The sequence below is a fragment of the Collinsella sp. HCP3S3_D1 genome, assembly GCF_052064015.1.
Classification (GTDB): domain Bacteria; phylum Actinomycetota; class Coriobacteriia; order Coriobacteriales; family Coriobacteriaceae; genus Collinsella.
This window is the reverse complement of the sequence record NZ_JBQHWK010000002.1, coordinates 94,074-120,500: the sequence shown is the minus strand read 5'-3', so window position 1 is coordinate 120,500 and position 26,427 is coordinate 94,074. Positions and strand designations below refer to the sequence as shown.

Below are 26,427 nucleotides of genomic sequence, written 5' to 3'. Positions count from 1 at the left end.
TTTTCTAGGTAACGACGGGTGCTCCGACCGGGGCGCCCGTTAAATGTGTGCAATAGGGCACACGATACGATGTGGGAGGGCTCACGCCCGTTTAACCACAGGAGGTAATGCACATGGCTAAGCATGGTAAGAGCTATAACGCCGCTGCCGAGAAGGTCGACCGCGCCACGCTCTACACCCCCCTTCAGGCTGCCAAGCTCATCAAGGAGCTCGACACCGCCAAGTTCGACGAGACCGTCGAGGCCCACTTCCGTCTGGGCATCGATACTCGTAAGGCTGACCAGAACATCCGTGGTTCCATCTCCCTGCCCCACGGCACCGGCAAGACCGTTCGTGTTGCCGTCTTCGCCGAGGGCGAGAAGGCCCGTGAGGCCGAGGCTGCCGGTGCCGACATCATCGGTTCCGACGAGCTCGTCGCCCAGATCCAGAAGGGCGAGATCAACTTCGACGCCGCTATCGCTACGCCGAACATGATGGCCAAGGTTGGCCGCATCGGTAAGATCCTTGGTCCCCGTGGCCTCATGCCGAACCCCAAGCTCGGCACCGTGACCATGGACGTCGCCAAGATGGTCTCCGAGCTCAAGGCCGGCCGCGTTGAGTATCGCGCCGACCGTTATGGCATCTGCCACGTGCCCCTGGGCAAGAAGTCCTTCTCTGAGCAGCAGCTCGTTGAGAACTACGCTGCCCTGTACACCGAGATCCTGCGCGTCAAGCCCTCTTCTGCTAAGGGCAAGTACGTCAAGTCCATCTCTGTGTCTTCCACCATGGGCCCTGGCGTCAAGGTCGATCCCGCTGTCCAGCGTGACTTCCTGGCTGAGTAACTTCTAGTTACTGCCTGAGCAAAGCAAGCATTGCTAAAGGAACCTGGTTCTGTCTCGTGCAGGACCGGGTTCCTTGCTATTTCGGGCCAAAACCAACACGAAGGAGATAGGCGCCTTTGTGGTGGTTTTGGTTCAAAATCTCCGTTGCGCGTCGTTTTGCCTGTGTTACACTTTAGCCTAGTGTAGTGATTACCCGAGGCTGAAAGGAGCCAGACATGTTCTATAACAAACAGCAGCTCCTAGGCCTAGCGCTACTAGATTAGATAGCGCGCTAGGGTTGTAATTTCGCTATAACGATTAGTTGTACCCGGGTGCGCTATCTTCCGCCGCTTTTGGGCGTGATGAGCGACACGGGTATTATTCTATCTTGAGGCACTCCATCTCTCCTGAAAGCCATCTGTATCTTTAGCCTGTCAGGAGGAAATCATGAGCCGCAAAATCGCAATCTTTGACACAACGCTTCGTGACGGGGAGCAGTCTCCCGGCGCCAGCATGAATACCGAGGAAAAGCTCGTTATTGCACGCCAGCTGGTACGTATGAATGTCGACGTGATCGAGGCTGGATTTCCTATTTCGAGCCCCGGTGATTATCGTTCCGTACAGGAGATTGGCAAGATCGCGGGTGACCGGTGCACGGTATGCGGTCTCACCCGTGCGGTCGATAAGGATATCGAAGTGGCCGCAGAAGCCCTCAAGACGGCTCAGAGGCCCCGTATCCATACCGGTCTGGGTGTGAGTCCCAGCCATTTGCGCGACAAGCTCCATATGACCGAAGACGAGGCTATCGAGCGTGCCGTTCACGCTGTAAAGCACGCTCGTAAGTTTGTCGACGATGTCGAGTTTTATGCCGAGGATGCGGGCCGCTCCGATCAGGAGTTCCTGGTCTGCATTATCGAGGCAGCGATCAAGGCCGGCGCTACGGTCGTGAATATTCCGGACACCACGGGCTATAACATGCCTTGGGAGTTTGGTGCTCGTATTCGCGATCTGCGCGAGCGCGTGGCCGGCATCGAGGACGTTACGATTTCGGTCCACACGCATAACGATTTGGGCATGGCCACAGCCCTTGCACTCGAGGCGGTCCGCAATGGCGCGACGCAGATCGAGTGCACCATCAACGGCTTGGGCGAGCGCGCGGGCAACACGGCGCTCGAGGAGGTCGTCATGGCCATGAGGATGCACGAGCAGGATCTGGATGCACATACCGATATCGTGACGACCGAGCTCACGCGCGCATCTAAGCTCGTCAGTTCAATCACTGGTATCAACGTGCAGCCCAACAAGTCCATTGTGGGTGCTAATGCGTTTGCACACAGCTCGGGCATTCACCAGGATGGCGTGCTCAAGGCGCGTGACACCTACGAGATTATCGATCCCAAGGACGTGGGTGCAGCGGGATCCGAGATTATCCTTTCGGCACGTTCGGGCCATGCGGCACTGCGCCATCGTCTCGCCGAGCTGGGTTATACGTTTGGCGATGAGGAATTCGAGTCGATCTATCAGCGCTTCTTGGAGATTGCAGATCAAAAGAAGGAAGTATTTGACGAGGACCTGGAGTCGATGATTCAGGAGCGCCAGCGCGAGGTCAAGGCGATCTACACCCTCGACGCGCTTCAAGTTTCCTGCGGCGACCCGCTTATTCCTACGGCCACGGCAACCATCACGGACGAGAATGGCGCGACACGGGTAGTTTGCTCGACGGGTACTGGTCCGGTTGATGCGGCCTACAAGGCGGTCGACAAGGCCATCTCTGCCCATGGCGAGCTGACGGAGTTCAACGTTAAGGCCATTACGCGTGGTATCGACGCCATCGGTGAGGTGACGGTGCGCATCACCGCCGAGGATGGAAAGATTTACACCGGCCGCGGCGCGGATACCGACATTATCGTGAGCTCGGCCAAGGCTTACATCAACGCTATTAACCGCATGATTCAGACCAACCGTTCCAAGGCGGGCAAGTAACGATATTCGGCAGGGCAAAGCCCGCTTGAGAGGGGAATCACATGGCACGTCCCATGACCGTAGCAGAGAAAATTTTGGCGGCACACGCAGGCCTGGATGAGGTAAAGCCGGGCCAGCTGGTCGAATGCGACCTGGACATTGTGCTCGCCAACGACATTACCGCGCCTATCGCGATCGATGTCTTTCGCGAGCTGGGTGCCACCGAGGTATTTGATCGCGATCGCGTTTGCCTGGTGCCCGATCACTATGCGCCCAACAAGGACATCAAGAGCGCCGAGCAGACCAAAAAGATGCGAGATTTTGCGCACGAGCAGCATGTGACGCACTATTACGAGCAAGGCTGCGCGGGCATTGAGCATGCCCTGCTGCCCGAGCGCGGCGTGGTGGTCCCGGGCGATCTGATTATCGGTGCCGACTCGCATACCTGCACGTATGGCGCCTTGGGTGCGTTTTCGACCGGTGTGGGCTCAACAGACGCCGGCGTGGGCATTGCCACGGGGCGCGCATGGTTTAAGGTGCCGCCGACGATTCGCTTTGAGATTAATGGCGAGCTTGAGGACGGTGCCACCGCCAAGGACATCATCCTGCACATTATCGGCATGATCGGCGTGGACGGTGCCCTGTACCAGGCCATGGAGTTTGCCGGCAGCACCATCGAGGGCCTGTCGATGGAAGGTCGCATGACAATTTCGAACATGGCGATCGAAGCGGGCGGCAAGGCGGGCATTATCGAGGTCGATGATGTTGCCCGCGCCTGGCTCAAGGGGCGCTGCGAACGTGATTACGTTGAGTATCACGCCGATCCAGACGCCGAGTATGCCCAGGTTATTGCCATTGACGCGGCCGACATTAAGCCGTGTGTATCGTGGCCGCATCTGCCCAGCAACACCCATCCGGTGAGCGAGAGCCGTCACATCATGATCGACCAGGCGGTAATCGGCTCGTGCACCAACGGACGTATCGAGGATATGCGTGCTGCGGCCGAAGTCATGCGCGGCCATAAGGTTGCCGACGGGCTGCGTTGCATCGTGATTCCGGCGACCCAGGCGGTCTTCCGCCAGTGCATGAAGGAGGGATTGACCGACATTTTCCTAGATGCCAACTGTGTGTTCTCCACGCCCACGTGCGGTCCGTGCCTGGGCGGCTACATGGGCATCTTGGCGGCGGGGGAGCGTTGCGTTTCTACGACCAACCGCAACTTTGTCGGCCGTATGGGCGACCCCACGTCCGAGGTCTATCTGGCCTCGCCGGCCGTGGCGGCTGCTTCTGCCGTGGCGGGGCACATATGCTTGCCGTCTGACCTGTAGGGGCTACGGGGTCCTTCGACCTTTGCTCGCTACTGCGGACAGTCCTGGCACTTTTTTGTTCGCCGAAGGCGAACGCTAACTTTCCATTAGCTTTTTTGTAGCCGAAACGCGAACGAGGGATTTGATATTTGCTTGCGTCGAGTTCCGCACGAGCCGGAGAGCACTTAATGTGCTCTCCGTGCGAGCAGGACTGTCCGAGTAAGTAAGTAAATATCAAATCCCCCGCATTCCATTTTTGAACGGAGAATGATATGAACTTTGAAGGTTCGGTTTTTCGATATGGTCGTGACGTTGATACTGATGTGATTATTCCTGCTCGGTATTTGAACTCGTCGGATCATGCGCACTTGGCGGCGCATGCTATGGAGGATATTGATCCCGCGTTTGCCTCTGCCGTGAGGCCTGGTGACATCATTGTGGCTGAGGAGAACTTTGGTTGCGGTTCTTCGCGTGAGCATGCCCCGGTTGCCATTAAGGCTGCAGGGGTGTCGTGTGTTATTGCCAAGAGCTTCGCACGCATCTTCTATCGCAATGCCATTAACGTGGGCCTGCCCATTATGGAGTGCCCCGAAGCTGTCGATGCGATTTGTGCCGGCGATACCGTGAAGGTCGATACCGATGCGGGTGTCATCACCAACGAGCGTACTGGCGAGACTTTTACAGCTGAGCCGTTCCCGCCATTTATTGCCGAGATTATCGAGGCCGGCGGTTTGGTTGCGCGCACGCGTGCCAAGATTGTCGCGGCAAAGGGTCAGGAGGCGTAAGCGATTATGACGGTCAAGCTGGATAATCCGTTTGCAAACGGGCCGAGTAGCGAAAGCTGGAGCTGCAACGTGAAGAAGACCTATAAGATCTGCTGTCTTCCTGGTGACGGCATTGGGCCCGAGGTTATTACCGAGGGTAAGAAGGTGCTGGCTGCCGTGGGCAAGCGCGCTGGCGTAGAGTTTGCCTTTGAGGATCACCTGATTGGTGGCGCGGCGATCGATGCGTGCGGCAATCCGCTGCCCGATGAAACCCTTGTGGCGGCAAAGGCGTCGGACGCCGTGCTGTTGGCATCCGTCGGTGGCCCAAAGTGGGATTCGACCGATCCGGCGGCCCCGCGCCCCGAGCAAGGCTTGCTGCGTATCCGCAAAGAACTCGGCCTCTATACCAACCTTCGCCCCGTAAAAATCTACGACGCACTTGCCAGCGCATCGACGCTTCGTCCCGAAGTCATCAAGGGCGTTGACATGGTACTTGTCCGCGAACTTACCGGTGGCATTTACTTTGGCAAGCACGAGCGCTTTTATGACGAGGGCGGTGCGGGCACCGACGGTGTGGCTGGCCAGCGCGCGGTTGACGTAATGGAGTACCGCGAGTACGAAGTTGAGCGCATCGCCCGCCAGGCGTTCGAGGCAGCTCGCAAGCGCCGCGGCAAGGTGACAAGCGTGGACAAGCGCAATGTATTGGAGACGAGCCGCATGTGGCGTGAGGTCGTGCATCGCGTGCATGACGAGGAGTATCCAGATGTAGAGCTTGAGGACCTGCTCGTCGACAACGCCGCCATGCAGCTCATTAACCGACCGGCCGACTTTGACGTCGTAGTTACGGAGAACATGTTCGGCGACATTCTCTCCGACGAGGCGGCGCAGATTACCGGATCGCTCGGCATGCTTGCCTCGGCTTCGCTGGGCGATGGCGTGTCGCTGTTTGAGCCGAGCGCCGGCAGCGCGCCCGACATCGCGGGGCTCGGTATCGCTAACCCGCTCGCGCAGATCCTGTCGGCGGCAATGCTGCTCACGTACGCGCTCGACATGGGTGGGCAGGCTGCTTGGATCGAAAATGCCGTGGCACGTGTGCTTGACGAAGGCTGGCGTACCCGCGACATTGCCGATGCCAGTACCCCTGCCGATAAGATCCTCGGCACGACCCAGATGGGCGATAAGGTCATCGCCGCGCTGTAGCGTCGAGATGTCCGGAACCACCACAAAGGTGCTTGTCCCCTTTGTGGTGGTTACCAGGGGGTTCTGGCGGTTGAGGACTCGATTGCCTCGTGGCGCTTGAGCTCGCGGCGCATGGTTTGCGAATTGAGCCAGGCTGCCTGCCAGCCACGGATGGGGTAGCGCGCCTCGTCCAGCTCAAGCTGCGTATAGCCGCAGGCGTTGATAATCGTCGTCCCGCATGCGTGCTGGCGTTCGCGTTGAAAGTCGCGAACATAGCATTGGTGCACATGCCCGTGCACCATGTAGTCGGGATTCCATGTCTCGAGCGCTGTGTTAAAGCATTCGAATCCCCGATGTGGCAGATCGTCCAGATCGCCCATGCCGGCGGCGGGCGCATGGGTGAGCAAGATGTCGCAGCCGCCGACCATCCTCACTTTGCGGGACAGCTTACGCATGCGCTTGGCCATCTCGCGCTCGGTGTACATGTTAGCGCCATCTCGATAGCGCATGGAGCCGCCAAGCCCCGCAATGCGGACGCCGCGATACACGTACACGGTGTCTTCGACACAGATGCAGCCGCCCGGTGCATGACGCGCGTAGCGGTCATCGTGATTGCCACGCACGTAGATGAGCGGTCTGTTGATGACCGTGACCAAAAACTCAAGATAGTCCGGGTCCAGATCGCCAGCGGACAAAATTAGGTCGACACCCTCAAAGCGTTCCTTGCGAAAGCACTCCCACAGGCATCGCTCTTCGGTATCGGCTATGGCAAGGATTTTCATAGAGCACGGACCTTCGGCTCATCGTCAGGCTGCGGAATGGTGCCCACCACGTTGTCTGCCAGCCAGTCCATCTCGACGATTTGCGTGCTCGGCAGTGGGGGAAAGCCCTCAATCTGCACCACGCCGTCTTGGCTATGGAGCTCGCCGCCAAATGGATTGATGGAGCCCTCGACGATGCCATTGCGGAGGAGCTGAACAAGCTTGCGCGTCTGATAGGGCAGACCCGGAGCGTAGCGAATATCGATAACGCCCGAGCTCATGCCATACCAGTAGTTGACGGCGCGAACCTGGCTGTCGTCACTGGTCTCGTCCCAGGTGCCATGCAGTAGACTTCGCACGATAAGCTCGTAGTATCGGCCCCAGTTCCATACCGGCATGGCAATGCCGGCAACCTTGCCATCGACCAGGCGGTGGAGTCCGTAGGCCGTGGGGTCTTCGAGCGACTTTGACATGTCGGCGCCGGTCATGACGCTCACGCCTTCGCGGCACATGGCTTCGGCAAGGCCTCCGGCGGGCACATCGCCCCAGGTCAGGATAATTTGCGCACGGGGGTCGAGCAGCGAGGCACCAATCGCAAAGGCGTTGATCTCGCTGAGTGCACCCGAGGCGAAGACCGACGCGTGGTAACCGATGCGGTGGTTGTCCGCCATGCTGGCGGCAAGGGCGCCCAGGAGAAACTTGGCTTCGTACATCTTGCCAAAGTACGAACGGACGCTTTGGTGGGGAAGGCCGATGGAGCAGTTAAGGAACCGAACCCGGGGATATTCAACGGCAGCCCTGAGCGTGTATTCCATCAGGCGGTGCGAGGTCGAGAAGATGACGTTTGCTCCATGTTTGACAGCCGTTTCCACGGCGGCGTAGAACACGTCCGGATCGTGACAGTCCTCAAACGCCTCGGTGCGCACGATACCTCCAAAGTGCTCATCGAGATACTGACGCCCTTGGTCGTGCAGGCTGTCCCAGCTCGACGTCGCACAGGTGAATTCATGGATAAAGGCGATGCGCAGGGGGTTGGCCGCCGAATAGACGGTCTTGCCCATAAAGAAGTTGAGCATACCGGAGGTGGACTTGGCGGGCGACTCCTCCTCATCGACGTTCGGCGCTTCGACAAGATCGACCTTGTCCTCATCACTTTTCCCGGCGATGACCAGCTCGCGCCAGATCTTGCACAGGCGGTTTACGACGATATCTGTCGGCGTATCCAGCAGGCGGTCCTGGTTGTACACATTGAGGTAGACGAGCATGGCGTCGGCGGGCGTAATGTCCAGGTGGTCGCCGCCCGCGCGAAGGTAGGCGCGCTTAAAGAGTAGGAAGGTGTGGCGCAGGTAATCGACCTTTTTCTGGGGCCATTTTTCGATAAGGTTCTGACCGAGCATCTTGGCGAGCGTTTCGTAGCTTCCTTCGCGCGAGAACTCGATCTCGTATAGGGGGCAGACGCGCCAAAACGCGCAGAACTCTCCGTACAGGCGGCTTTCGACGGAATCCCATTTGCCGGGATAGAGACGGGTCACCCTAGCCGAAACCGTCGGGGCGTCCAGGAATTTGAGGACACTGACGCGTTTGTTGCCCTCCTGGACATAGAACCGATGCATGAACTCGGTGACGATGATGGGGTCGCGATAGCCCTCGGTTACCTGAATGTCGTAGAGGTTGGACCACTTGCGGGCGAACTCGGTGCTAAACGGCAGCAGGGGCATAAAGTTGCATGAAAAGGCGGACTGACGGCCCTTGGTAACCGTGCCGACAACCATTTCGAGCGGAATATCCCGCAGGCCGACATTCTCTCGCTGACCTAGGGGGAGCTGGGCAACCAAACTGTCGAGGTCCGTAAGGTATGGATGATCGCTTTGGCTAATGGCGCGTCGACGTCCTTGCTCGCCGCGCTTGCGTGCTTGACGGTAGGCCTCTTCCATAGTTTGCTCCCTTAGTCGTTTAAACAACTGTATGAACTATGGTACCACGAATGAAAACCTCCCATTTTCCGATGTCAAGGAAATGGGAGGCAGTTCACTGTCCCCTTTGTGGTGCTTTAGGCGATGATGGGAGCGATAGCGCGGATGCAGGCGTCGGCAGCGGTGAGTGTGGTGCTGTCGTCACTGACGATAAAGATGATCTTGCCCTTGATGCCAAAGTCGCCGATTTCGCTAAAGAGCACGTAGGGCTCCTGGTCAAAGCCCGAGATGGGAAGCACGGCGGCCTTGGTGGCGCTGGTCAGCTCGTCTGCCAGCGCGTCAAGGGAAGCCCATTTAGACGTGTCCTTTACGGCAACGGGCACGGCCACACGTCCAAAGGGCATCAGATGCACGAGCGTGTCCTTGGAGATGTTGGAGTTGGGCACAATGATGGTCTGCCCGTAGGCATCCTCGATGGTCGTGTGGCGCCAGGTGATGTCCTGTACCACGCCCGACACGCCGCCGACCTCGATATTGTCGCCGGGCTTGATGATGCCCATAAAGGTCACCTGCATGCCGCCGATAAGGTTCGACAGCGTGTCCTGAAAGCCGAGCGAGATGGCAATGCCGCCGACGCCAAGAGCGGCGACGAGCGCGTTTGCGTTAATGCCAAAGCAGTTGTCGAGGATAAAACTGCCGCCGATCATCCAGATGACGGCGCGCGCAATGTTGATGAAGATACTCGATGCCGGAAGCGGGTTATCGTCGCGGTTGAGCAGGTGACGCAGCGTCTTGGAAACGACTTTGGCGGCGACGGCGGTGCCTATCGCCAAGATACCAGCCCAGATGATGTTGTGGACCCACCGCTGCTCAAAGAAATGAAGAATCGGCTCAAACAATTCCATGTAGGGAAAACCTCCTCAAGATCGTTCAACCATGATACCCACCAAAAAGCCCGTCCGATCAAAACGGACGGGCTTTTGCGCTCGATATAAGGTTTGTACGGCGGGGCTGCAAGGCCCGGCGGTGTAGCTTAGCGGCGGCGCTTCCAGATAATGCCGAGCATGATGACGATGACGCCGCCGATGAGGCATGCACCGACCACGGTCAGCGTACGGTCTCCCGTTGCGGCAAGCTTACCGGCCGTCTTCTTGGTGGTGATCTGCGTGGTCGTCGTGCCGGGGTTGGATGAGGGCTCAGGCGTTGGGGTCGGATGGGGTGCGGGGCTCTCGGCGGAGCCAAAGCTGATGGTGCCCGCGAGCGAGGCCATCTTGTTCTCCCAGTCGTCCTGCCCGATCAGTGCCCTCAGCGCTGCCTCGCACGTACTCCACTCGGCGCACTTCTTAGCTTTTGCAAAGGTGGGAAAGTCGGTCGTGTTGGTAATGATGTAGTTGTTGGTGGCGACGGCGTAGTTCTTGGCGGGGTCGAGCGCGCTGCCATCCTTGGTGAGTGTGGCGCTCACAATGCGCTTGCCTTCGGGCTGCGTCCAATCAATCGTCACGTTAATGCCGCCAAAGGAGAGAACGCTGCCAGAGTCATCGCGCCACTTGTACTTGTCTTGCGCCTCCTGCTCGGTATGGCCGGCTGCCACGTAGGCTTGCTGAAGCTCGTAGCTGTGATTGCAATCGTCGCTGATCTGCAGTGAGTGCTCAAGCGCTGCGAGGAAGTTTGCACCGGTCATGGTCCAGGTCTCCACGGTGTTGCCATAAGGCGAGATGGCGATGACGTTGCCGGCGGTCACATCGCCCGCCGCGATGCCGCCGCGGATGCCGCCCGCGTTTTCGATGGCGAGGTCTGCCCCCGTCAGGGCAAGATAAGAGCCGCAGATCACATGCCCGATGGTCTGGGCCTTGGTGGTGTCGCTCGCTTTGCTGGGACGCAAATCGGTGGTGCGCACCATCTCCCAGCCATGCGTACCCGCGGCGTCTTCGCCGTAGAAATAGTCAGTGGCGGATGTGCCGATCACTTTGTTCGACTCGATTTTAAAGGCGTCGTCGAGTGGCTTGATTTTGTTATTGCGAACCTCATCGAGTTGACTCTGGTAGAAGGCGCCCTTGTCGGGGTCTGCCAAAAGGTCGTTGACGTTCTTGGCGGTGTAGAGCTTCTCGTCGCTGTCGTCTGCGGGGATCGTGACCGTGTCATCGTCGGTCGTCACGGTGCCATTCGTGTCGTACTTGTACGGAATGGAAAGCAGGCCGACCTCGGCAAAGGCGCTGCCCGCCTCGACGACGCGGACCGGCTTGCCGTCGGCCCCCGTCACGTTTTCGTCTAAGTTGATGTGCTCGTGGCCCGCGACCAGTGCATCGACCCCAACGAGCCTTGCAGCAAAGGCCTTGGCGTTGAGCGTGTGCGCGATGCAGACGATAACGTTGCAGCCCTCATCCTCGCGCAGTCGCTTGGCCTCGGCATTGATGGCGGCTGCCGCATCCGAGAACGACGTGTCCTGGACAAGGCCCTCGCGCAGTGAGAATCCCAGCGACTCATCCATGGCACCCACGACGCCGACCTTGATTTTGTAGTCGAATGTGGAGTGATCTTCGCTGTCCTCCCAGGTACGGTCGAGCGTCTTGGTGATGCTCGAGCTCCATACGCCGATCGTAGACTTCGCGTTTGCGCAGAGCATGGCGAAGGGCGTGCCGGTGGTGCTGTAGCCGGTCATGGTGCGGAGCTTGTCCGCGCCGTAGCTCCAGTCGTGGTTGCCCGGCGTGGTCGCGTCGTAGCCGTTCGCATAAAAGGTGTCCATGAGCTCGGCGATGCTTTTGCCCTCGCTCATAGTGGCGAAGGACTGCCCGTGGAAGGTATCGCCCGCATCGAGCAAAAGATCGGGGGCACTGCCTTGAGCGCTATAGAGAACCGCCAGTCCGTCAAAGCCGACAGTGCCGGTACCCTTGCTTGGGTTGTAGCTGTACTTGTAGCTGCCGTGGATATCATTGGTGTGCATGACGGCCACGGAGCCGTCAATAGCGGCGGGCAGGTTCCCCGCGAAAGCGAGGCTTGGGATGCCTGTGAGCGCGCCAGCAAACAACGCGGCAGCTAACGCAAGGCGGGGGAGTCTTTTCATGGCGGCCTCCTTACTCTTTAACAAAAACCGCCGCAAAGGTGTCTGTCCCTTTGCGGCGGTTTTGACGTCTGCGCAGATAAAACCTGCCAAAATCAACCTGTCCCTTTTTGGTAGGTTTAGCTCAGCAGCATGCGGTCGTTGGCGAGCTCGCCGCCCGAGACCTCCTCGAACTTCTGAAGCAAGTCGGTCACGGTGAGCGATTTCTTCTCATCGCCCGCCACGTCGTAGATTACGTGGCCCTCGTGCATCATGATCAGGCGATTGCCCAGACGGATAGCGTCGTTCATGTTATGCGTGACCATGAGCGTGGTCAGGTGGTTCTCGTCGACGATCTCCTCGGTCAGATTGAGCACCTTAGAGGCCGTCTTGGGGTCGAGTGCCGCGGTATGCTCGTCGAGCAGCAGCAGGCGCGGCTTGGTGAGCGTGGCCATGAGCAGGGTGAGTGCCTGGCGCTGGCCGCCCGAGAGCAGGCCGACCTTGGCGTTGAGGCGCGTGTCCAGACCAAGGTCCAGACGCTTGAGCAGCTTGACGTACTCGTCCTTCTCGGCCTTGGTGACGCCCCACGAAAGGCCGCGACGCTGGCCGCGACGCTTGGCGAGTGCCAGGTTCTCGGCAATTTGCATGTCGGCTGCGGTGCCGCGCATGGGGTCCTGGAACACGCGGCCCAGGTACTTGGCACGCTGCGACTCGCTCAGACGCGAGATATCGGTGCCGTCGAGCTCGATAACGCCCGAATCGAGCGGATACACGCCGGCGATCATGTTGAGCAGCGTGGACTTGCCGGCGCCGTTGCCGCCAATCACGGTTACAAAGTCGCCATCGTTGAGGGTAAGGTCGACGCCGGTAAGAGCGCGCTTTTCGGTGACGGTGCCCTTGTTAAAGGTCTTCTTGACGTGCGAGAGCTTAAGCATCTGCCTCATCCCCCTTCGTGTAGGAGCTGCGGAGCTTATAGCGCTCCCAAACCACGGGCACGCATAGGGCCACGGCGACAATCACGGCGGAGAGCAGCTTCATGTCGTTGGCGTCCATGCCCAGCTGCAGCACGATGGCGCGGATGAGGAAGTACACCACGGAGCCAAAGACGGCGGAGGCAAGACGGACGCTAAACTGCGTGAGACCGCCGGGCAGCAGGCGGCCGAGCACCTCGCCGATAACAATGGCGGCGAGACCGATAACGATGGCGCCGGTGCCCATGCCAATGTCGGCGTACTTCTGGCTCTGGCAGATGAGCGCGCCCGAAAGGCCAATGAGGGCGTTGGAGAGCACGAGGGCGATCATCTTAGTGGAGTTGGTGTTGACGCCCAGGGCACGGATCATGTACTCGTTGTTGCCGGTGGCGCGCAGCGCCGAGCCGATCTCGGTGCCAAAGAACCAATACAGGATGGCAACGATAGCCACGGCGAGCAAGATGCCCAGGATGATGGCAACGGTGGACTGCGGCAGGCCCGTCATATTGCTGACGGCCGAGAACACGGTGCCCTTGGCAAGGATGGGCGTGTTGGATTTGCCCATGATGCGCAGGTTGATGGACCACAGGCTGATCTGGGTGAGGATTCCGGCGAGGATCGCGGGAATCTCAAAGACGGTGGTCAGAATGCCCGTGACCGCGCCCGCAATGGCGCCGGCGCACATGCCGGCCAAAACGGCGAGCAACGGGTCGGCATTGTTGTTGACGATGAGCACGGCGCAGACGCAGCCGCCGAGGGCAAAGCTGCCGTCGCAGGTCATATCGGGGATGTCGAGCAGGCGGAACGTGATAAACACGCCAAGCACCATAATGCCCCAGAGGACACCCTGCGAAACGGCGCCCTGCAATGCAATGAGCATGCTTCATACCTCCTAGGATAGGGTGGACACGTGATTTTCCATAATAGCGGTACCAATGCATAAAAGAGCAGCGGACGGACATTTTGTTTTACCAAAAACAAGCAGGGCGAACGCCGGTCTTTAGCGTTCGCCCCAATGACTCAGATATTGAATAACACAGCTATGGCGCAAGCGCGTGCCTAGCTGCGTTACCGCGCATGGCGCTACTCGTCTAGAGCGGAAAGGTCGATGCCCAGGGCCTCGGCCATCTCGTCGTTCTTGACGACGACCAGATCCTTGCTCGAGAGGTGCTTGATCGGCATATCCTCGGGCTTGGCCTCGCCCTTCAGAATCTTAACGGCCATCTCGCCCGCGGCGTAGCCCAGGTCCTCATAGTTGATGGAAAGGGTGAACAGGCCGCCGGCCATGCACATGCCCTCCTCGCCGGTCACAAAGGGAAGCTTGTTCTCCTTGCAGATCTGACCGACCTGCGAAGCGCCCGCGGCGATAGTGTTGTCAGTGGGGGAGTAGAGCGCGTCGACCTTGCCTACGGCAGACTCGACGACAGACTGGATCTCGTTGGAGCTCGAGACGGTGAAATCGGTGTACTCCAGGCCCAGCTTGTCGAGTTCCTTCTTGGCGGCCTTGATCTGGACGTCGGAGTTGGACTCGGCGGTGCAGTAGAGCAGACCGACCTTTTTAACGTCGGGCAGGACCTTCTGCATCATCTCGAGCTGCTCGGCGACCGGGGTGAGGTCGGAGGCGCCGGTGACGTTGGTGCCGGGCTTGTCGTTGTCCTGGACCAGGCCGGAGGCGGCGTAGTCGGTGATGGCGCAGCCTACGATGGGGATATCGGCCGTGGCGCCGGCGGCAGCCTGTGCGGCAGGCGTGGCGATGGCGTAGATCAAGTTGACGTTGTCGCCCACAAACTTGTCGGCGATGGACTTACACGTGGACTGGTCGTTCTGGGCGTTCTTCTGGTCGATCTTGACCTTGAGTCCGCTCTTCTTGATGGCCTTGACAAAGCCGTCGTTGGCGGCGTCGAGCGCGGAGTGCTCAGTGAGCTGCAGAACGCCGATGGTGTAGTCGGAACCGGCGGCTGCAGAGCCGGAACCAGAGTTGCCGCCGCATCCGGCGAGCGGGGCCAGTGCGAGCAGGCCGGCGGAGACCAGAAGGCTCCTGCGGCTGATGGTGATGTCGTTCATGTCATTACCCCCAGTATAGAAATTGCTGGAAACACTGCACTCAAACAAAGTGCAAGTGGGTCTATAGTAGCGCCGATGCCCATTTTTTCAACAACCTGTCGGGTTTTTTAATACTGAACCGGATGGACGGCGGGGGATTTGGCGGGCAACGGCAAGACTTAGGCGGCGGGCGCGGGCCGCTCCCCCTCGTCCAGCGCGGCAAAGAGCTTCTTGCCGTCGAGCAGGCGTGTGCTAACGTTTCTCATGCGGCCGACCTCGACGGTGCGTAGGGTGTCGTCGGAGCCGTGCCCGTCGACGACCGTTCCCAGCAGATACGAGACGCCGTCTCGCTGTTTGATGGCAAAAGGCCGAACGGTCATCCGCGTCACTTCGATCTTGTCATGTGTCGTGACGCTTGAAATGTCAAAGCTCACCGTGGTTCCGTGGTCGATGGCCCGCTCGATGAGCTCGCAGGTATCGATGCGTTTGGCGGGCGGTCGCGTGGTCTTGGCGGGTTTGCCTTCTGCGCTTGGTGCCGGCTCGGACGTATCGAGATAGCCGCGAACGTCGGCGCTTGCCATGGCGACCAGATGGCGCGCTATGCTTTTCCTGGTCGCGATGGGTGTGGAGCGGTTGCGCATGACCATGCCATGGAGTCGAATGATTTCCTCGTCGGAGAGCGGTCGGGTGAGAAGTCGGTAACCCGCGCCGCGCTTGTACTCAATCTCGTATCCGGCATGTCGCAGGGCGGAAATCGCGGTATGGATACTGCGCCGCGCTGCCGAGATGGGCATGCGAGCGGGGTCGTCGGGATGGGCGAGGCGCTCGATCAGCTCATCGGGAGGAAGCGCTTTGTCCTCACCGGTATGCTCGCTTAAGAGTTGCAGGATGCGCACAGCGCGATAGGCTGCCATGGAAGCAGCACCCCTGGTCGTGGCCTCGTAGTTCTCAACAGCGGGTTTGGCCATTGCGTTCACGTCCTTTCCGTTTTTGGGTGATGACGCTACGGAGCCTAGGACACGGGGTTTGCTTAGGGGCACAGGGCACTCTGGGTGGTCGGTAGTCGTCGGCAAGCGGCGGGTCGAGTTTTCAACAGCCCTGATCAGCTGACCAAAAGCTTGACAAAAGCTTGACGGATACTGTTGAAAAAGCGCCCCTCGGCTTGCCGAGAGGCGCTGGTGCGACACGCTGTAACGCGCGGGACGGAGCTGTGGCGATTAGAAATCGGCGTTGCCCACGGTGCGGGGGTGCGGAAGGACGTCGCGGATGTTGCCCACGCCCGTCAGGTACATGACCAAACGCTCGAAGCCCAGACCATAGCCGGCGTGCTTGCAGGAGCCATAGCGGCGCAGGTCAAGGTAGTACTTGTACTGCTCGGGGGCCATGCCAAGGTCCTTGATGCGGGCCTCGAGCAGATCCAGGCGCTCCTCGCGCTGGGAGCCGCCGATAATCTCGCCGATACCGGGAACCAGGCAGTCGGCGGCGGCGACGGTCTTGCCGTCGTCGTTCATGCGCATGTAGAAGGCCTTGATCTCGGCCGGGTAGTCGGTCACGAAGGTCGGGCGCTTAAAGTGCTCCTCGGTCAGGAAGCGCTCGTGCTCGGTCTGCAGGTCAATGCCCCAGCTGACAGGATAGTCAAACTTGTGACCGGCGGCGACGGCCTGCTCCAGGATCTCGACGGCCTCGGTGTAGGTGACGCGGGCAAAGTCGGAGTTGGCCACGTGGTTCAGGCGCTCGATCAGGCCCTTGTCCACAAACTTGTTGAGCATGTTGAGCTCGTCGGGGCAAGTGGCCATAACGTCCTTAAGAACGTACTTGAGCATGGCCTCGGCGTTATCCATGTAGTCGTTCAGGTCGGCAAAGGCCATCTCGGGCTCAATCATCCAAAACTCGGCGGCGTGGCGCGTGGTGTTGGAGTTTTCGGCGCGGAAGGTGGGGCCAAAGGTGTACACGTCGCCAAAGGCCATGGCAAAGTTCTCGGCATTGAGCTGGCCGGACACGGTAAGGCTTGCATGCTTGCCAAAGAAGTCCTGGCTCCAGTCGACCTCTCCGGACGCGGTGAGAGGCGGATTTTTGGGGTCGAGCGTGGTCACGCGGAACATCTCGCCGGCGCCCTCGCAGTCACTCGTGGTGATGATGGGGGTGTTGACGTAGACAAAGCCCTGCTCCTGGAAGAAGCGGTGGATGGCGGCAGCCGCGACAGAGCGGATGCGGAACACGGCGCGGAACAGGTTGGTGCGCGGGCGCAGGTGCTGCTGGGTACGCAGGAACTCGACGGTTGCGCGCTTCTTCTGCAGCGGGTAGTCCGGGGCGCTCGTGCCCTCGACCTCGATGGAGGTGGCAGAAAGCTCGAAAGGCTGGGGCGCATCGGGGGTCAGCTTGACGGTGCCGGTACAAATGAGTGCAGCCGAGACGTTTTGGTGGGCGATCTCGTCGTAGTTGCCGAGCGTCTCGCGGTTCATGACGACCTGCAGGTCGCGGAAGCAGCTGCCGTCGTTGAGCGTGACGAAGCCAAAGTTCTTCATGTCGCGGACGGACTTGACCCAGCCGGCGACAGTGACGGTCTTGCCGCCGAGCGACTCGGCATCGGCATAGAGCTGCGCGATTTTGGTGCGGTTCACATATCCTCCCATAGCGGTTGAATGATAGTTATCCATATAGTTCGATATTCTAGCAGCTCGGCTCATTTGGGCTATACAGATAAGGTATTGACGGGACGGTTTTCAAACGAAAAGCGCCCGCGGCCAGATGGTCGTGGGCGCTTGGCGTGTTGCCTATTGGCTGTACGGCGCAGGACTCGTTACTTGGTCTTAGCCACCAGCAGCGGGTCGCCCAGCTTGACGAGCGGGTTGCCGCCGATAAGCGTTCCAGACTCGCCGACATGGTCGATGCTCTTAAGACGATCGAGCTCGGAGATGATGACGGTCACGATGTCCTCGTGGCCAGCGGCCTTAATGGCATCGCGGTCGAAACTGATGAGCGGCTGGCCTGCCTTGACCACATCGCCCATCTCGACAAAGCGGGCAAAACCCTTGCCGTTCATTTGTACGGTGCCCAGGCCGACATGGATGAACACGCGAAGGCCGTCCTCGGTGATCATGCCAATAGAGTGGTTGGTGACGGTGGTGGCGCCGATGCGGCCGTTAGCGGGAGCATAGATGGTGCCGGTGATGGGCTCGATGCCGTAGCCCTGGCCGAGCATACCCGAGGCGATGGTCTCGTCGGGAATCTCGTTTAGATTGACGAGCACACCGTTAACGGGAGCGTAGATGACGCCTTCGCGGGTGGCGAAGCTTGCTGCGGGCGGTACGGACGCCTCGCCCGACGAGTTGAACGTGGACTTGAGCGAATCGAGCAGACCCATAGATGCCTCCAACGTATCAAGTGCGCATGTGGCGCACGCGTAGTTTTGCCGGAAACGTTTCGTGTGTGTTTACCGGCTCGGTCAGCGTCTCTATTTTACGCTGCTCAACGACGGCCCTGAGCTGGGATTATGTGATATATCAGTTGAAGGGAAACTTATTGCGGATACGTTTCGATGCCGTGCGTCCAAGTGGGGTACGCTTGAAGGCGATACATAACGTGCGCACGAATCGCGCGAAGGGAGCATATATGATCGTCGAGAGCCATGCGCTGTGGGGCGAGGAGCCGACCGAGGAATATCCGGCGACGTTTACCTATATGGGGGCCGAACCGCTGCCCGGCAAGCCCAATGGTCGTCGCCCGGCAGTGATCATCTGCGGCGGAGGCGCGTTTACGCACATCGCCCCGCATGAGCAGGATCCGGTGGCGTTTGCCTTTTTGGATCACGGGTACCAGGCCTTTGTTCTCAACTATGTCACGAGTGGCACGGGTGACGTGAGCTTTCCGCACCCCCAGGCAGATCTTGCCAAGATGGTCGCCACGGTTCGTGCGAATGCCGACGAGTGGCATGTCGATCCCAAGCGCGTGTGCGTTGTGGGCTTTTCGGCGGGCGGCATGATTTGCGCCTCGCTGGCAACGCAGTGGAAGACCGGTCCCTTCGCGGCACTTGCCGGGGCGCGTCCGGACGACATTCGTCCCGATGCCGTGGTGCTGGGATATCCATTGCTCGACTTTGCCTATGTCCGCGACATGCAGACGCGCGACCCGCGCATCGACTTGCGCGTGCCCAAGACAGGTGGCAAGACGGGGCGCGATTTGCTCAACGACTACCTGTCGATGGTGACGGGTGGCGAGGCCACCGAAGAGCACCTGGCCGATATCTGCCCTACCACGCATGTTTCGCGCCAGATGCCGCCGACCTTTGTGTGGGGCGTGTCCGATGACAAAACGGCGCCGATCGCGCAGGTCTATCCGTTTGCTCAGCGCATGGCCGAGGAGGGCGTCGCTTGCGAGATGCACGTCTTTGACCAAGGCGGTCACGGCCTTTCGCTCGGCAATGCCAATACCGCGGTCGACAACGAGGACAAGCAGGTGGCAGTCCGCCCTTGGATTCGCCTAGCCTTCCGCTTCCTGGAGCGCCATCTGTAAGAGTAAGAGGGCCAGCCCCATCCCGTTCCTCATAACTTGCGGTGAAATAGTTCCTGTTTTTGCTGGTTAAAGCCCCAAACAGGAACTATTCCATCGCAACTTCGTTTTGATGCCTGGGCCGGAAACCGCGTCCCAGTTTTGCCCCTCAAGGTGGGATACAGTTTCCCGCAGAGGGTCGATCGGGAAAATGCGTCCCGGTCTGAGCGACGATTCTGGGATGCATTTTCCGCAAGATGCCTCAACCGGAAAACGCATCCCGTTTCGGGCGTGAATTCCGGGATGCGATTTCCCCAAGGGGCCCCATTGGGAAGCTGCATCCCAGAATTCGCCCGGATAGTGGGACACGGTTTCCGGAAGGGTGTCGTTTGAGAAGCTGCGGCCCGGAGTCCCGCCGTTTGGTTGCTCCGCATCCTACTTATTGGCGCAAAGTAACCTGCTCCCATTGCACCAATGATCCCTTGGTGACGGAGGGAAATGAATCATTTTGAGCGGCGGTGCCAAGAATTGGTCCGCTACCGCCCGCTGCTTTCCTACCAAACGGTGAACTGGGCGTTCTCCGTGTTCCAATGGACATCGCGTACGTAATCGCGCACGCCCGCCGCGTCCCGCGCTTCGAACAGTTCAAGAATATGGGCATGTTCGGCATTGGCTTTATCGAGCAGCTTGCACGCCGTCTCTTGATCGACAGTCTCGTAATCGCGTTTGATAAAGCAGCGCTCGAGCTGCGCAATCATATCGCGTAGACGATCGTTGCCGCAGCGGTTGAAGTACGTCAGATGAAAGTCTCGCTGAATGTCGTCGTACTTTCGGATAAGACCGCCTTGGATCGCAAGGTCCATGGACCCAACCAAAAACTTCAGCTGCATGATGTCCTCTTTGGTCAGGAGGGGACAGGCGAGGTATGCCGCCTGCCCATCGAGCGGCCCCATAATCTCAAAGACTTCAACGGCGTTTTGTTGATCGAACCCACGGACACGGAATCCGCGACGGGGGAGATTGTCCAGGTAGCCATCGCTTGCCAGCTGAATGAGCGCCTCGCGAACCGGCGTGCGCGACACGCCCATGGCATCGCAGATCGCTTGCTCGCTCACGCGGTCGCCAGCCGAAAGCTCGCCGGCATCTATGCGGCTCGAAATATAGTCGTATACATGATCCTTCAAGGGTCTTCTGAGCGTTTCCATGAGCTTGTGTTCCTCAACTGTATATTTTCAAAATTAAATACGTTTCGCTTGAATAGCTCAGTTGAATTATAGAACGACCAGTTAAATCGCGCTACTTTGCGCCGATAGGTGAGAATACGCTTACCGATGAATACCTACCGTTCAGGATTGTATACAATATACAAAATAGGAAAACCGCCTTAAGATAAAGCCATCGAAAGGAAGGCGGGCGCAAAGAAGTCCCGCTCTCTGCTAAGAGATCCAAGGAGGATCATCATGACCAAGTTCAGCCACGTCATCATCCGTCGTCCCGGCAAGTCCCTGAGCAATGGCATCACGAGTGCCCCCGAGCTTGGCCAGCCCATCTACGAGCGTGCCATCGAGGAGCACTACGATTACGAGCATGCGCTCGAGCAGTGCGGCGTTGACGTGTCGGTGCTGCCGGCGCTCGAGCAGTATCCCGACAGCTGCTTTGTCGAGGATCCGGCCGTCATCACTCGCTGCGGCGCCATCATTACCAACCCCGGTGCCGACAGCCGCAACGGCGAGAAGGACGAGATCGAACCAGCCGTCCGTCGCTTCTTTGACGACGAGCATGTCAAGCACATCGTTTCTCCGGGTACGCTCGACGGCGGCGACGTCATGATGGTCGGCGACCATTTCTACGTCGGTCGCTCCGCTCGCACCAACGAAGAGGGCATCCGCCAGTTCTGTGAGATTCTCGAGGGCTGGGGTCTCGAGGGTTCCGAGGTTCCGCTGGAGGAGGTCCTACACCTCAAGACGGGCGTCAACTACATCGAGGACAACAACATGCTCGTTTCCGGTGAGTTTATCGATAAACCCGACTTTGCCCAGTACAACAAGATCGTCGTGCCCGAGGACGAGGCTTACGGCGCCAACTGCATCTGGGTCAACGGTACGGTCATCGTCGCCGAGGGCTATCCGACCGTGCTCAAGGCCGTGCAGGATCTGGGCTACAAGACGCTCGTCGTCGATACCTCCGAGTATCGCAAGGTCGACGGCGGCCTTTCTTGCCTGTCGCTGCGCTTCTAACGCGATAGCTGTAACAGTCTGATGATCGCTTGACCGATGGCCCGGCACCCGATTCGGGACGTCCGGGTCATCTTTCGTTCGATCACATGATGAAGGGGGTGCACATACAATGGCCTCTAAAGTTCAAAACGACGAGATTATCGACCCTAATGGCCTCGATCTCTTTCGTCTGACCATGATGGTCATTACCGCCAGTATTTGTGGCGGTATCTTTTCGCTTGCCGGCGATATGGCAGCAGGCGGGGCAAATACCGGTGCGGTTATCGTCTCGTGGGGAATTTGCTTTATCGGCGTCTTTGCGCTGATGATGGTGTTCAACGGTTTGTCTCAGGCTCGTCCCGACCTGACCGGCGGCATCTATGCATACGCTGCGGCCGGTTTTGGCGATTACATTGGATTCAACTCCGCCTGGGGTTACTGGATCAGCGCATGTCTTTCCAACGTGAGCTTTGCGCTCTTGCTGTTTAGCGCGCTGGGCTATTTCTTCCCTGCGTTTGGCGCGGGTAACAACCTGCTTTCCATCGTCTGCGCCAGCGTGTTTTTGTGGTTCCTTACCGTCCTTGTGCTTCGTGGCGTTAAGGAGGCTGCGGGCATTAACACTATCGTCACGTTGGCGAAGCTGGTGCCGCTGGGGCTCTTTGTGCTGAGCATCGTGCTCCTGGGTAAGTTCAACGTCGATATCTTTATGGACAACTTCTGGGGAGAGCCGGCTGGTCCTGGCTTTGGCGAGCAGGTTGTCTCGACCATGATCGCCCTTGTCTGGGTCTTCACGGGCATCGAGGGCGCTGTCGTTATCTCGGGCCGTGCAAAGTACGTGCGTGACGTCGGCCGCTCGACGGCGCTCGGATTTGCGGCTGTATTTACGCTGTATCTGATCATCTCGATGCTGTCACTCGGCATTATGCCGCGCGAGGAGATGGCGCAGCTCGCAACGCCCTCCATGGCGGGAATTCTCGAGTGCGCAATCGGTCCGGTTGGCGCTGCCATCGTAAACCTTGGCGTTATCCTTTCGCTGGTCGGCGCGCTGCTGGGCTATGTCATCATTGCGTCCGAGACGCCGTTCGAGGCGGCGCGCCAGGGATCCTTCCCTCTGGCGTTTGCCAAGACGAACAAGCACGACGCCCCGGTGGTAACGGTTCTTGTGAGCTCCGGCATCACGCAGCTCTTCTTGATCGTGTCGTATGTGGCGGCGAGCACCTACCAGTTCTTCTATAGCTGCGCAGTCAACACGATTCTGGTTCCGTATGTCTGCTCGGCTGCCTATTACATGGTGATTGGCTGGAAGAACGAGCGTCTGGACGGGCCGCATGCGCCCAGCGTCGGCAAAGCCCGCTTCTTCGGTACGCTCGGCTTCATCTACACATTGTTCCTGGTGTGGTCGACGGGTCTTCAGGGCGTTATGATCACGACGATTCTTTTTGCTCCGGCCATTCCCGTCTATATGCTGGGCGAGCGAGGTCGCGGTAAGCCGGTGCTTCCGCATCTGCACGACAAGCTGATTGCAGCGGTGGTCATTGTCGTAGCAATCATTTCGCTGTATCTGCACTTTGCCGGCATTGCGCCGATTGTCTAGGACTGCGGTAAGCTTCATCGCTTGGTAAGCCGACTGAGGCATCGCGTGCCGGTGCCGTTCGGTAATCCATAACTGACGTGGGCCTCTGTAACGTACCTTTGTGAGCGCCCACTAAACCCGCGCAGGTGACTACGGTTGCCTGCGCGGGTTTTTGCAGTTACGGTGAAATGCTGCCGGCAGCTGGGGACGTTCCTATTGCCGGCACTCTGGGACACTCCTTGGATGATCCGCATACAACGGAGGAAAGCGGATGATTTTGACGAGGGGCGGGCGGCTGTTTCGGTCCTCGGGGAAACCACGTCCCGTTTCGGGCACAGATTCCGGGTCGCAGTTTCCCCGAGGGGCTCGATCGGGAAAATACGTCCCAGTCTGAGCGCCTATTCCGGGACGCAGTTTCCGCTAGAGACCTCAGTCGGAAAGCCCATCCCGTTTTAGCGTTTCGGAGTGGGATGCAGTTTCCCCAGGAGCCCCCATCGGGAAACTGCATCCCGGAATTCGCCTGAATAGTGGGGTGCGGTTTCCGAAAGGGTGCCGTCTGGGAAACCGTGTCCCGGAATCCCCTCCCGCGCCTGGTTGTTCCGCATCGCATCTATTGGGCAAAGCGATCTGTCCCCATTGCAACAATCTGTTGATTGAACGTCGCTGCATGTTCGCGCTATCATGCATGGTTAAAATTGGTTAGCCATGGCAAACGGTTAGCAATGGTGAACATAAATGCAACGCCCTGTGGGCGTCGGGGGAGGAACACGGACGTGAAGCTCGATACACTCGAGATTGGAAAGGACGCCGTTGTCGCATCGGTGGCATCGGACGATCAGGCACTCCGACAGCATATTTTGGACATGGGCTTAACGCCGGGCACCGAAGTCACCATGATGAAGTACGCCCCCATGGGCGACCCGCTCGAGATTCGCCTGCGTGGCTACGAGTTGACGCTGCGCAAAGACGATGCTGCTCGCATTGAGCTCGTGGGTATTCACGACACCGATACGAGCCCGCGCGTTAACGCCGCAATCGGCACGACGGAGCACCCGGCGCTCGGTGAGGGGACGTATTCGCCCCGCGCGGCAAAAACGGCCGTGCCCGAGGGCGCGCCGCTGCACTTTGCCCTCGCCGGCAACCAAAATTGCGGCAAGACCACGCTGTTCAACCAGCTGACGGGTTCCAACCAACATGTTGGTAACTTTCCCGGCGTGACGGTCGACCGCAAGGACGGTACTGTCCGTAACCACCCCGAGGCGAGCGTTACCGACCTGCCCGGTATTTATTCGTTGTCGCCGTACACGGGCGAGGAGATTGTCAGCCGTCAATTTATCCTTGACGAGCATCCCGACGCCATCATCGACATCATCGATGCCACCAATATCGAGCGCAACCTCTACCTGACGCTGCAGCTTATGGAGCTCGACTGCCCCATGGTCATCGCGCTCAACATGATGGACGAGGTGACGGCCAACGGCGGCGCCGTGGACGTCAACCTGCTCGAGAGCCTGTTGGGCGTGCCTGTTGTCCCCATTAGCGCTGCCCGCAACGAGGGTATCGGCGAGCTGGTGGATCACGCTCTGCATGTGGCGCGGTTCCGCGAGCGCCCGGGTCGCCTGGACTTCTGCGCGCCCGATGGCCCGGACGGCGGTGCGCTGCATCGCTGCATCCACGGCATTGCCAACCTGATCGAGGACCATGCCGTGACGGCCCGCATTCCGGTGCGTTTTGCGGCGACCAAGCTGGTTGAGGGCGACGAGCTGGTGACCGAGGCACTTCACCTGGATCGCAACGAACTTGACGCTATCGAGCACATCATTACCCAGATGGAGGGCGAGGCTGGCACCGACCGCCTGTCCGCGCTGGCCGATATGCGCTTTAGCTTTATCGGCGACGTGTGCGGGCGCTGCGTGGTGAAGCCGCACGAGAGCCGCGAGCACGTGCGCTCCGTTAAGATCGACCGCATCCTGACGGGTCGCTACACGGCCATCCCGGCGTTTCTGGTGATCATGGGCCTCGTCTTTTGGCTGACGTTTGGCGTGATCGGCGCGGCGTTGCAGGGACTTATGGAGGACGGCATCGCTGCCATCATCGCCTCGGCCGATGCGGGTCTCAAGGCGTTTGGAACCAACGACGTGGTGCGCTCGCTGGCTGTCGACGGCGTGCTTACGGGCGTGGGCAGCGTGCTGACCTTCCTGCCGATTATCGTCGTGCTCTTCTTGTTCCTCTCCATTCTGGAAGACTCCGGCTACATGGCGCGCGTGGCCTTTGTCATGGATAAGGTGCTGCGTCGCTTTGGACTGTCGGGCCGCAGCTTTGTGCCCATGCTCGTCGGTTTTGGCTGCACCGTGCCGGCTATCATGTCGACCCGTACACTCCCATCCGAGCATGATCGCAAGATGACGGTCATGCTCACGCCGTTCATGAGCTGCTCGGCCAAGTTGCCGGTTTACGGCTTGCTGTGCGGAGCATTCTTCCCGCAGGCGACGGTCCCAGCCATGGTCTCGCTCTATCTGATTGGCATTGCGGTCGGTTGCATCGCGGCTTTGGTGCTCAACCGCACGGCATTTAAGGGCGACCCGGTGCCGTTTATCATGGAGCTTCCCAATTACCGCCTGCCGAGCATCAAGACGACGGTGATGCTGGCGTGGGATAAGGCCAAGGACTTTATTACCAAGGCCTTTACCATCATCTTTGCCGCCACCGTGGTCATCTGGTTCCTCCAGACGTTTGACATCCGCTTTAATGTGGTCGCCGATCAGTCGCAGAGTCTACTTGCCGGTCTGGGTAGCATCATCGCGCCGGCGTTGGCACCGCTTGGCTTTGGCGACTGGCGTGCATCCACGGCGCTCGTCACCGGACTTATCGCCAAGGAGAGCGTCATCTCGACCCTCACCGTGCTTTTGGATGCAACGTCACCCGCGGCGCTGTCGACCATGTTTTCGCCGTTTACCGCCTACGTGTTCTTGGTCTTTACGCTGCTGTACCCGCCCTGCGTGGCGGCAATCGGTGCCGTCAAGAGCGAGTTGGGCGCGCGCTATGCCGTTGCCGTGTTCGCGTTTCAGGTGACGGTCGCCTGGATCGTGGCGTTTGTCGTGCATTCGGCGGGCATATTGCTGGGGTTGGCTTAGGGGTGCGTTGATGCTCCGCGCTTTTGGGCGAGCAACAATTCAATAAATATGAGCCAAAATTCCGGCAATTGTCGGCCCGCGGGGACTGTCCTACGCTGCAGATTGCCGTTCGCTGCCGATTTGCTGCCGTTTACGGATTCGTAAATACTTGCAATCGTCGGTCGATTTAACCGTATTGCGCGATGTCGATGCGCATTTTGTGTACCCCTTTCTACAATCACCTTGCTTCTATTGCCGAACATGTCTTCCGTTTCGCCTGTGTGGGGACGTGGGGCGCGA

At 59.2% G+C, this 26,427-nt stretch carries 20 protein-coding genes; 9 read left to right on the top strand and 11 right to left on the bottom strand.

What is annotated here, in order from left to right; all coding sequences use genetic code 11:
- The first annotated feature begins 113 nt into the window (after nucleotides 1-113).
- From rplA to leuB, 5 genes are all read left to right on the top strand, one after another.
- Nucleotides 114-821 (top strand): 50S ribosomal protein L1, encoded by a 708-nt coding sequence (gene rplA / locus ACTNDJ_RS01215; protein ID WP_154514750.1) that lies wholly within the window; start codon nucleotides 114-116, stop codon nucleotides 819-821.
- Between the two features lie 426 nt (nucleotides 822-1,247).
- Nucleotides 1,248-2,783: a 2-isopropylmalate synthase gene (locus ACTNDJ_RS01210; RefSeq protein WP_441083197.1), complete on the top strand. Its 1,536-nt coding sequence runs from the start codon at nucleotides 1,248-1,250 to the stop codon at nucleotides 2,781-2,783.
- A gap of 41 nt (nucleotides 2,784-2,824) precedes the next feature.
- A complete protein-coding gene (leuC, locus tag ACTNDJ_RS01205; RefSeq protein WP_441063307.1) occupies nucleotides 2,825-4,090 on the top strand; it encodes a 3-isopropylmalate dehydratase large subunit in 1,266 nt (421 codons plus the stop codon).
- Between the two features lie 251 nt (nucleotides 4,091-4,341).
- Entirely contained in the window at nucleotides 4,342-4,854 is a 513-nt protein-coding gene (locus ACTNDJ_RS01200) for a 3-isopropylmalate dehydratase small subunit (RefSeq protein ID WP_154514746.1), read from the top strand.
- Between the two features lie 6 nt (nucleotides 4,855-4,860).
- Nucleotides 4,861-6,033 carry a 3-isopropylmalate dehydrogenase gene (gene leuB, locus ACTNDJ_RS01195; protein WP_441083196.1) on the top strand — a complete coding sequence of 391 codons (1,173 nt, stop codon included), beginning with the start codon at nucleotides 4,861-4,863 and terminating at the stop codon, nucleotides 6,031-6,033.
- Between the two features lie 50 nt (nucleotides 6,034-6,083).
- Here leuB and ACTNDJ_RS01190 read toward each other — a convergent pair whose 3' ends face one another.
- From ACTNDJ_RS01190 to ACTNDJ_RS01145, 10 genes are all read right to left on the bottom strand, one after another.
- Nucleotides 6,084-6,794, bottom strand: a complete 711-nt coding sequence (locus tag ACTNDJ_RS01190; RefSeq protein ID WP_441063309.1) for a metallophosphoesterase family protein — start codon at nucleotides 6,792-6,794, stop codon at nucleotides 6,084-6,086.
- A complete protein-coding gene (locus ACTNDJ_RS01185; protein ID WP_441063310.1) occupies nucleotides 6,791-8,707 on the bottom strand; it encodes a BMP family ABC transporter substrate-binding protein in 1,917 nt (638 codons plus the stop codon). The genes ACTNDJ_RS01190 and ACTNDJ_RS01185 overlap by 4 nt, the downstream gene beginning before the upstream one ends.
- Before the next feature lie 116 nt (nucleotides 8,708-8,823).
- Complete coding sequence (locus tag ACTNDJ_RS01180) at nucleotides 8,824-9,591, bottom strand: mechanosensitive ion channel family protein (RefSeq protein ID WP_427718391.1); 768 nt, start codon at nucleotides 9,589-9,591, stop codon at nucleotides 8,824-8,826.
- Between the two features lie 128 nt (nucleotides 9,592-9,719).
- Entirely contained in the window at nucleotides 9,720-11,747 is a 2,028-nt protein-coding gene (locus ACTNDJ_RS01175; RefSeq protein ID WP_441063311.1) for a bifunctional metallophosphatase/5'-nucleotidase, read from the bottom strand.
- A gap of 116 nt (nucleotides 11,748-11,863) precedes the next feature.
- Entirely contained in the window at nucleotides 11,864-12,658 is a 795-nt protein-coding gene (locus ACTNDJ_RS01170; RefSeq protein WP_441048858.1) for an ABC transporter ATP-binding protein, read from the bottom strand.
- Nucleotides 12,651-13,574, bottom strand: a complete 924-nt coding sequence (locus ACTNDJ_RS01165) for an ABC transporter permease (RefSeq protein WP_427718394.1) — start codon at nucleotides 13,572-13,574, stop codon at nucleotides 12,651-12,653. Before ACTNDJ_RS01165 ends, ACTNDJ_RS01170 begins: the two co-directional genes overlap by 8 nt.
- A 203-nt stretch (nucleotides 13,575-13,777) precedes the next feature.
- Nucleotides 13,778-14,758, bottom strand: a complete 981-nt coding sequence (locus ACTNDJ_RS01160; RefSeq protein ID WP_427718396.1) for an ABC transporter substrate-binding protein — start codon at nucleotides 14,756-14,758, stop codon at nucleotides 13,778-13,780.
- Nucleotides 14,759-14,916: 158 nt separating this feature from the next.
- The gene (locus ACTNDJ_RS01155) at nucleotides 14,917-15,705 is read right to left on the bottom strand and encodes a hypothetical protein (protein ID WP_427793561.1); all 789 of its coding nucleotides are present in this window, start codon (nucleotides 15,703-15,705) and stop codon (nucleotides 14,917-14,919) included.
- A 249-nt stretch (nucleotides 15,706-15,954) separates the two neighbouring features.
- Entirely contained in the window at nucleotides 15,955-17,358 is a 1,404-nt protein-coding gene (asnS, locus tag ACTNDJ_RS01150; RefSeq protein WP_427795057.1) for an asparagine--tRNA ligase, read from the bottom strand.
- Nucleotides 17,359-17,537: 179 nt separating this feature from the next.
- Nucleotides 17,538-18,101, bottom strand: a complete 564-nt coding sequence (locus ACTNDJ_RS01145) for a PTS sugar transporter subunit IIA (RefSeq protein WP_154514730.1) — start codon at nucleotides 18,099-18,101, stop codon at nucleotides 17,538-17,540.
- A gap of 248 nt (nucleotides 18,102-18,349) precedes the next feature.
- Between ACTNDJ_RS01145 and ACTNDJ_RS01140 the strand changes: the two genes are divergently transcribed.
- Complete coding sequence (locus tag ACTNDJ_RS01140; protein ID WP_427793558.1) at nucleotides 18,350-19,249, top strand: alpha/beta hydrolase; 900 nt, start codon at nucleotides 18,350-18,352, stop codon at nucleotides 19,247-19,249.
- 530 nt (nucleotides 19,250-19,779) lie between these two features.
- On the opposite strand, the gene ACTNDJ_RS01135 is transcribed toward ACTNDJ_RS01140, so the two are convergent.
- On the bottom strand, nucleotides 19,780-20,409 hold the full coding sequence (locus ACTNDJ_RS01135; RefSeq protein ID WP_441048862.1) for a GntR family transcriptional regulator: 630 nt from the start codon (nucleotides 20,407-20,409) through the stop codon (nucleotides 19,780-19,782).
- Between the two features lie 276 nt (nucleotides 20,410-20,685).
- Here ACTNDJ_RS01135 and ACTNDJ_RS01130 point away from each other — a divergent pair, with 276 nt between their 5' ends.
- The 3 genes from ACTNDJ_RS01130 to feoB all read left to right on the top strand — a co-directional run bounded on the left by ACTNDJ_RS01130 (nucleotide 20,686) and on the right by feoB (nucleotide 26,148).
- The gene (locus tag ACTNDJ_RS01130) at nucleotides 20,686-21,462 is read left to right on the top strand and encodes a dimethylarginine dimethylaminohydrolase family protein (RefSeq protein WP_117583089.1); all 777 of its coding nucleotides are present in this window, start codon (nucleotides 20,686-20,688) and stop codon (nucleotides 21,460-21,462) included.
- Between the two features lie 109 nt (nucleotides 21,463-21,571).
- Complete coding sequence (locus ACTNDJ_RS01125) at nucleotides 21,572-23,035, top strand: basic amino acid/polyamine antiporter (RefSeq protein ID WP_441063314.1); 1,464 nt, start codon at nucleotides 21,572-21,574, stop codon at nucleotides 23,033-23,035.
- A gap of 701 nt (nucleotides 23,036-23,736) precedes the next feature.
- The gene (gene feoB / locus ACTNDJ_RS01120) at nucleotides 23,737-26,148 is read left to right on the top strand and encodes a ferrous iron transport protein B (protein ID WP_441063315.1); all 2,412 of its coding nucleotides are present in this window, start codon (nucleotides 23,737-23,739) and stop codon (nucleotides 26,146-26,148) included.
- Nucleotides 26,149-26,427: the final 279 nt, after the last annotated feature.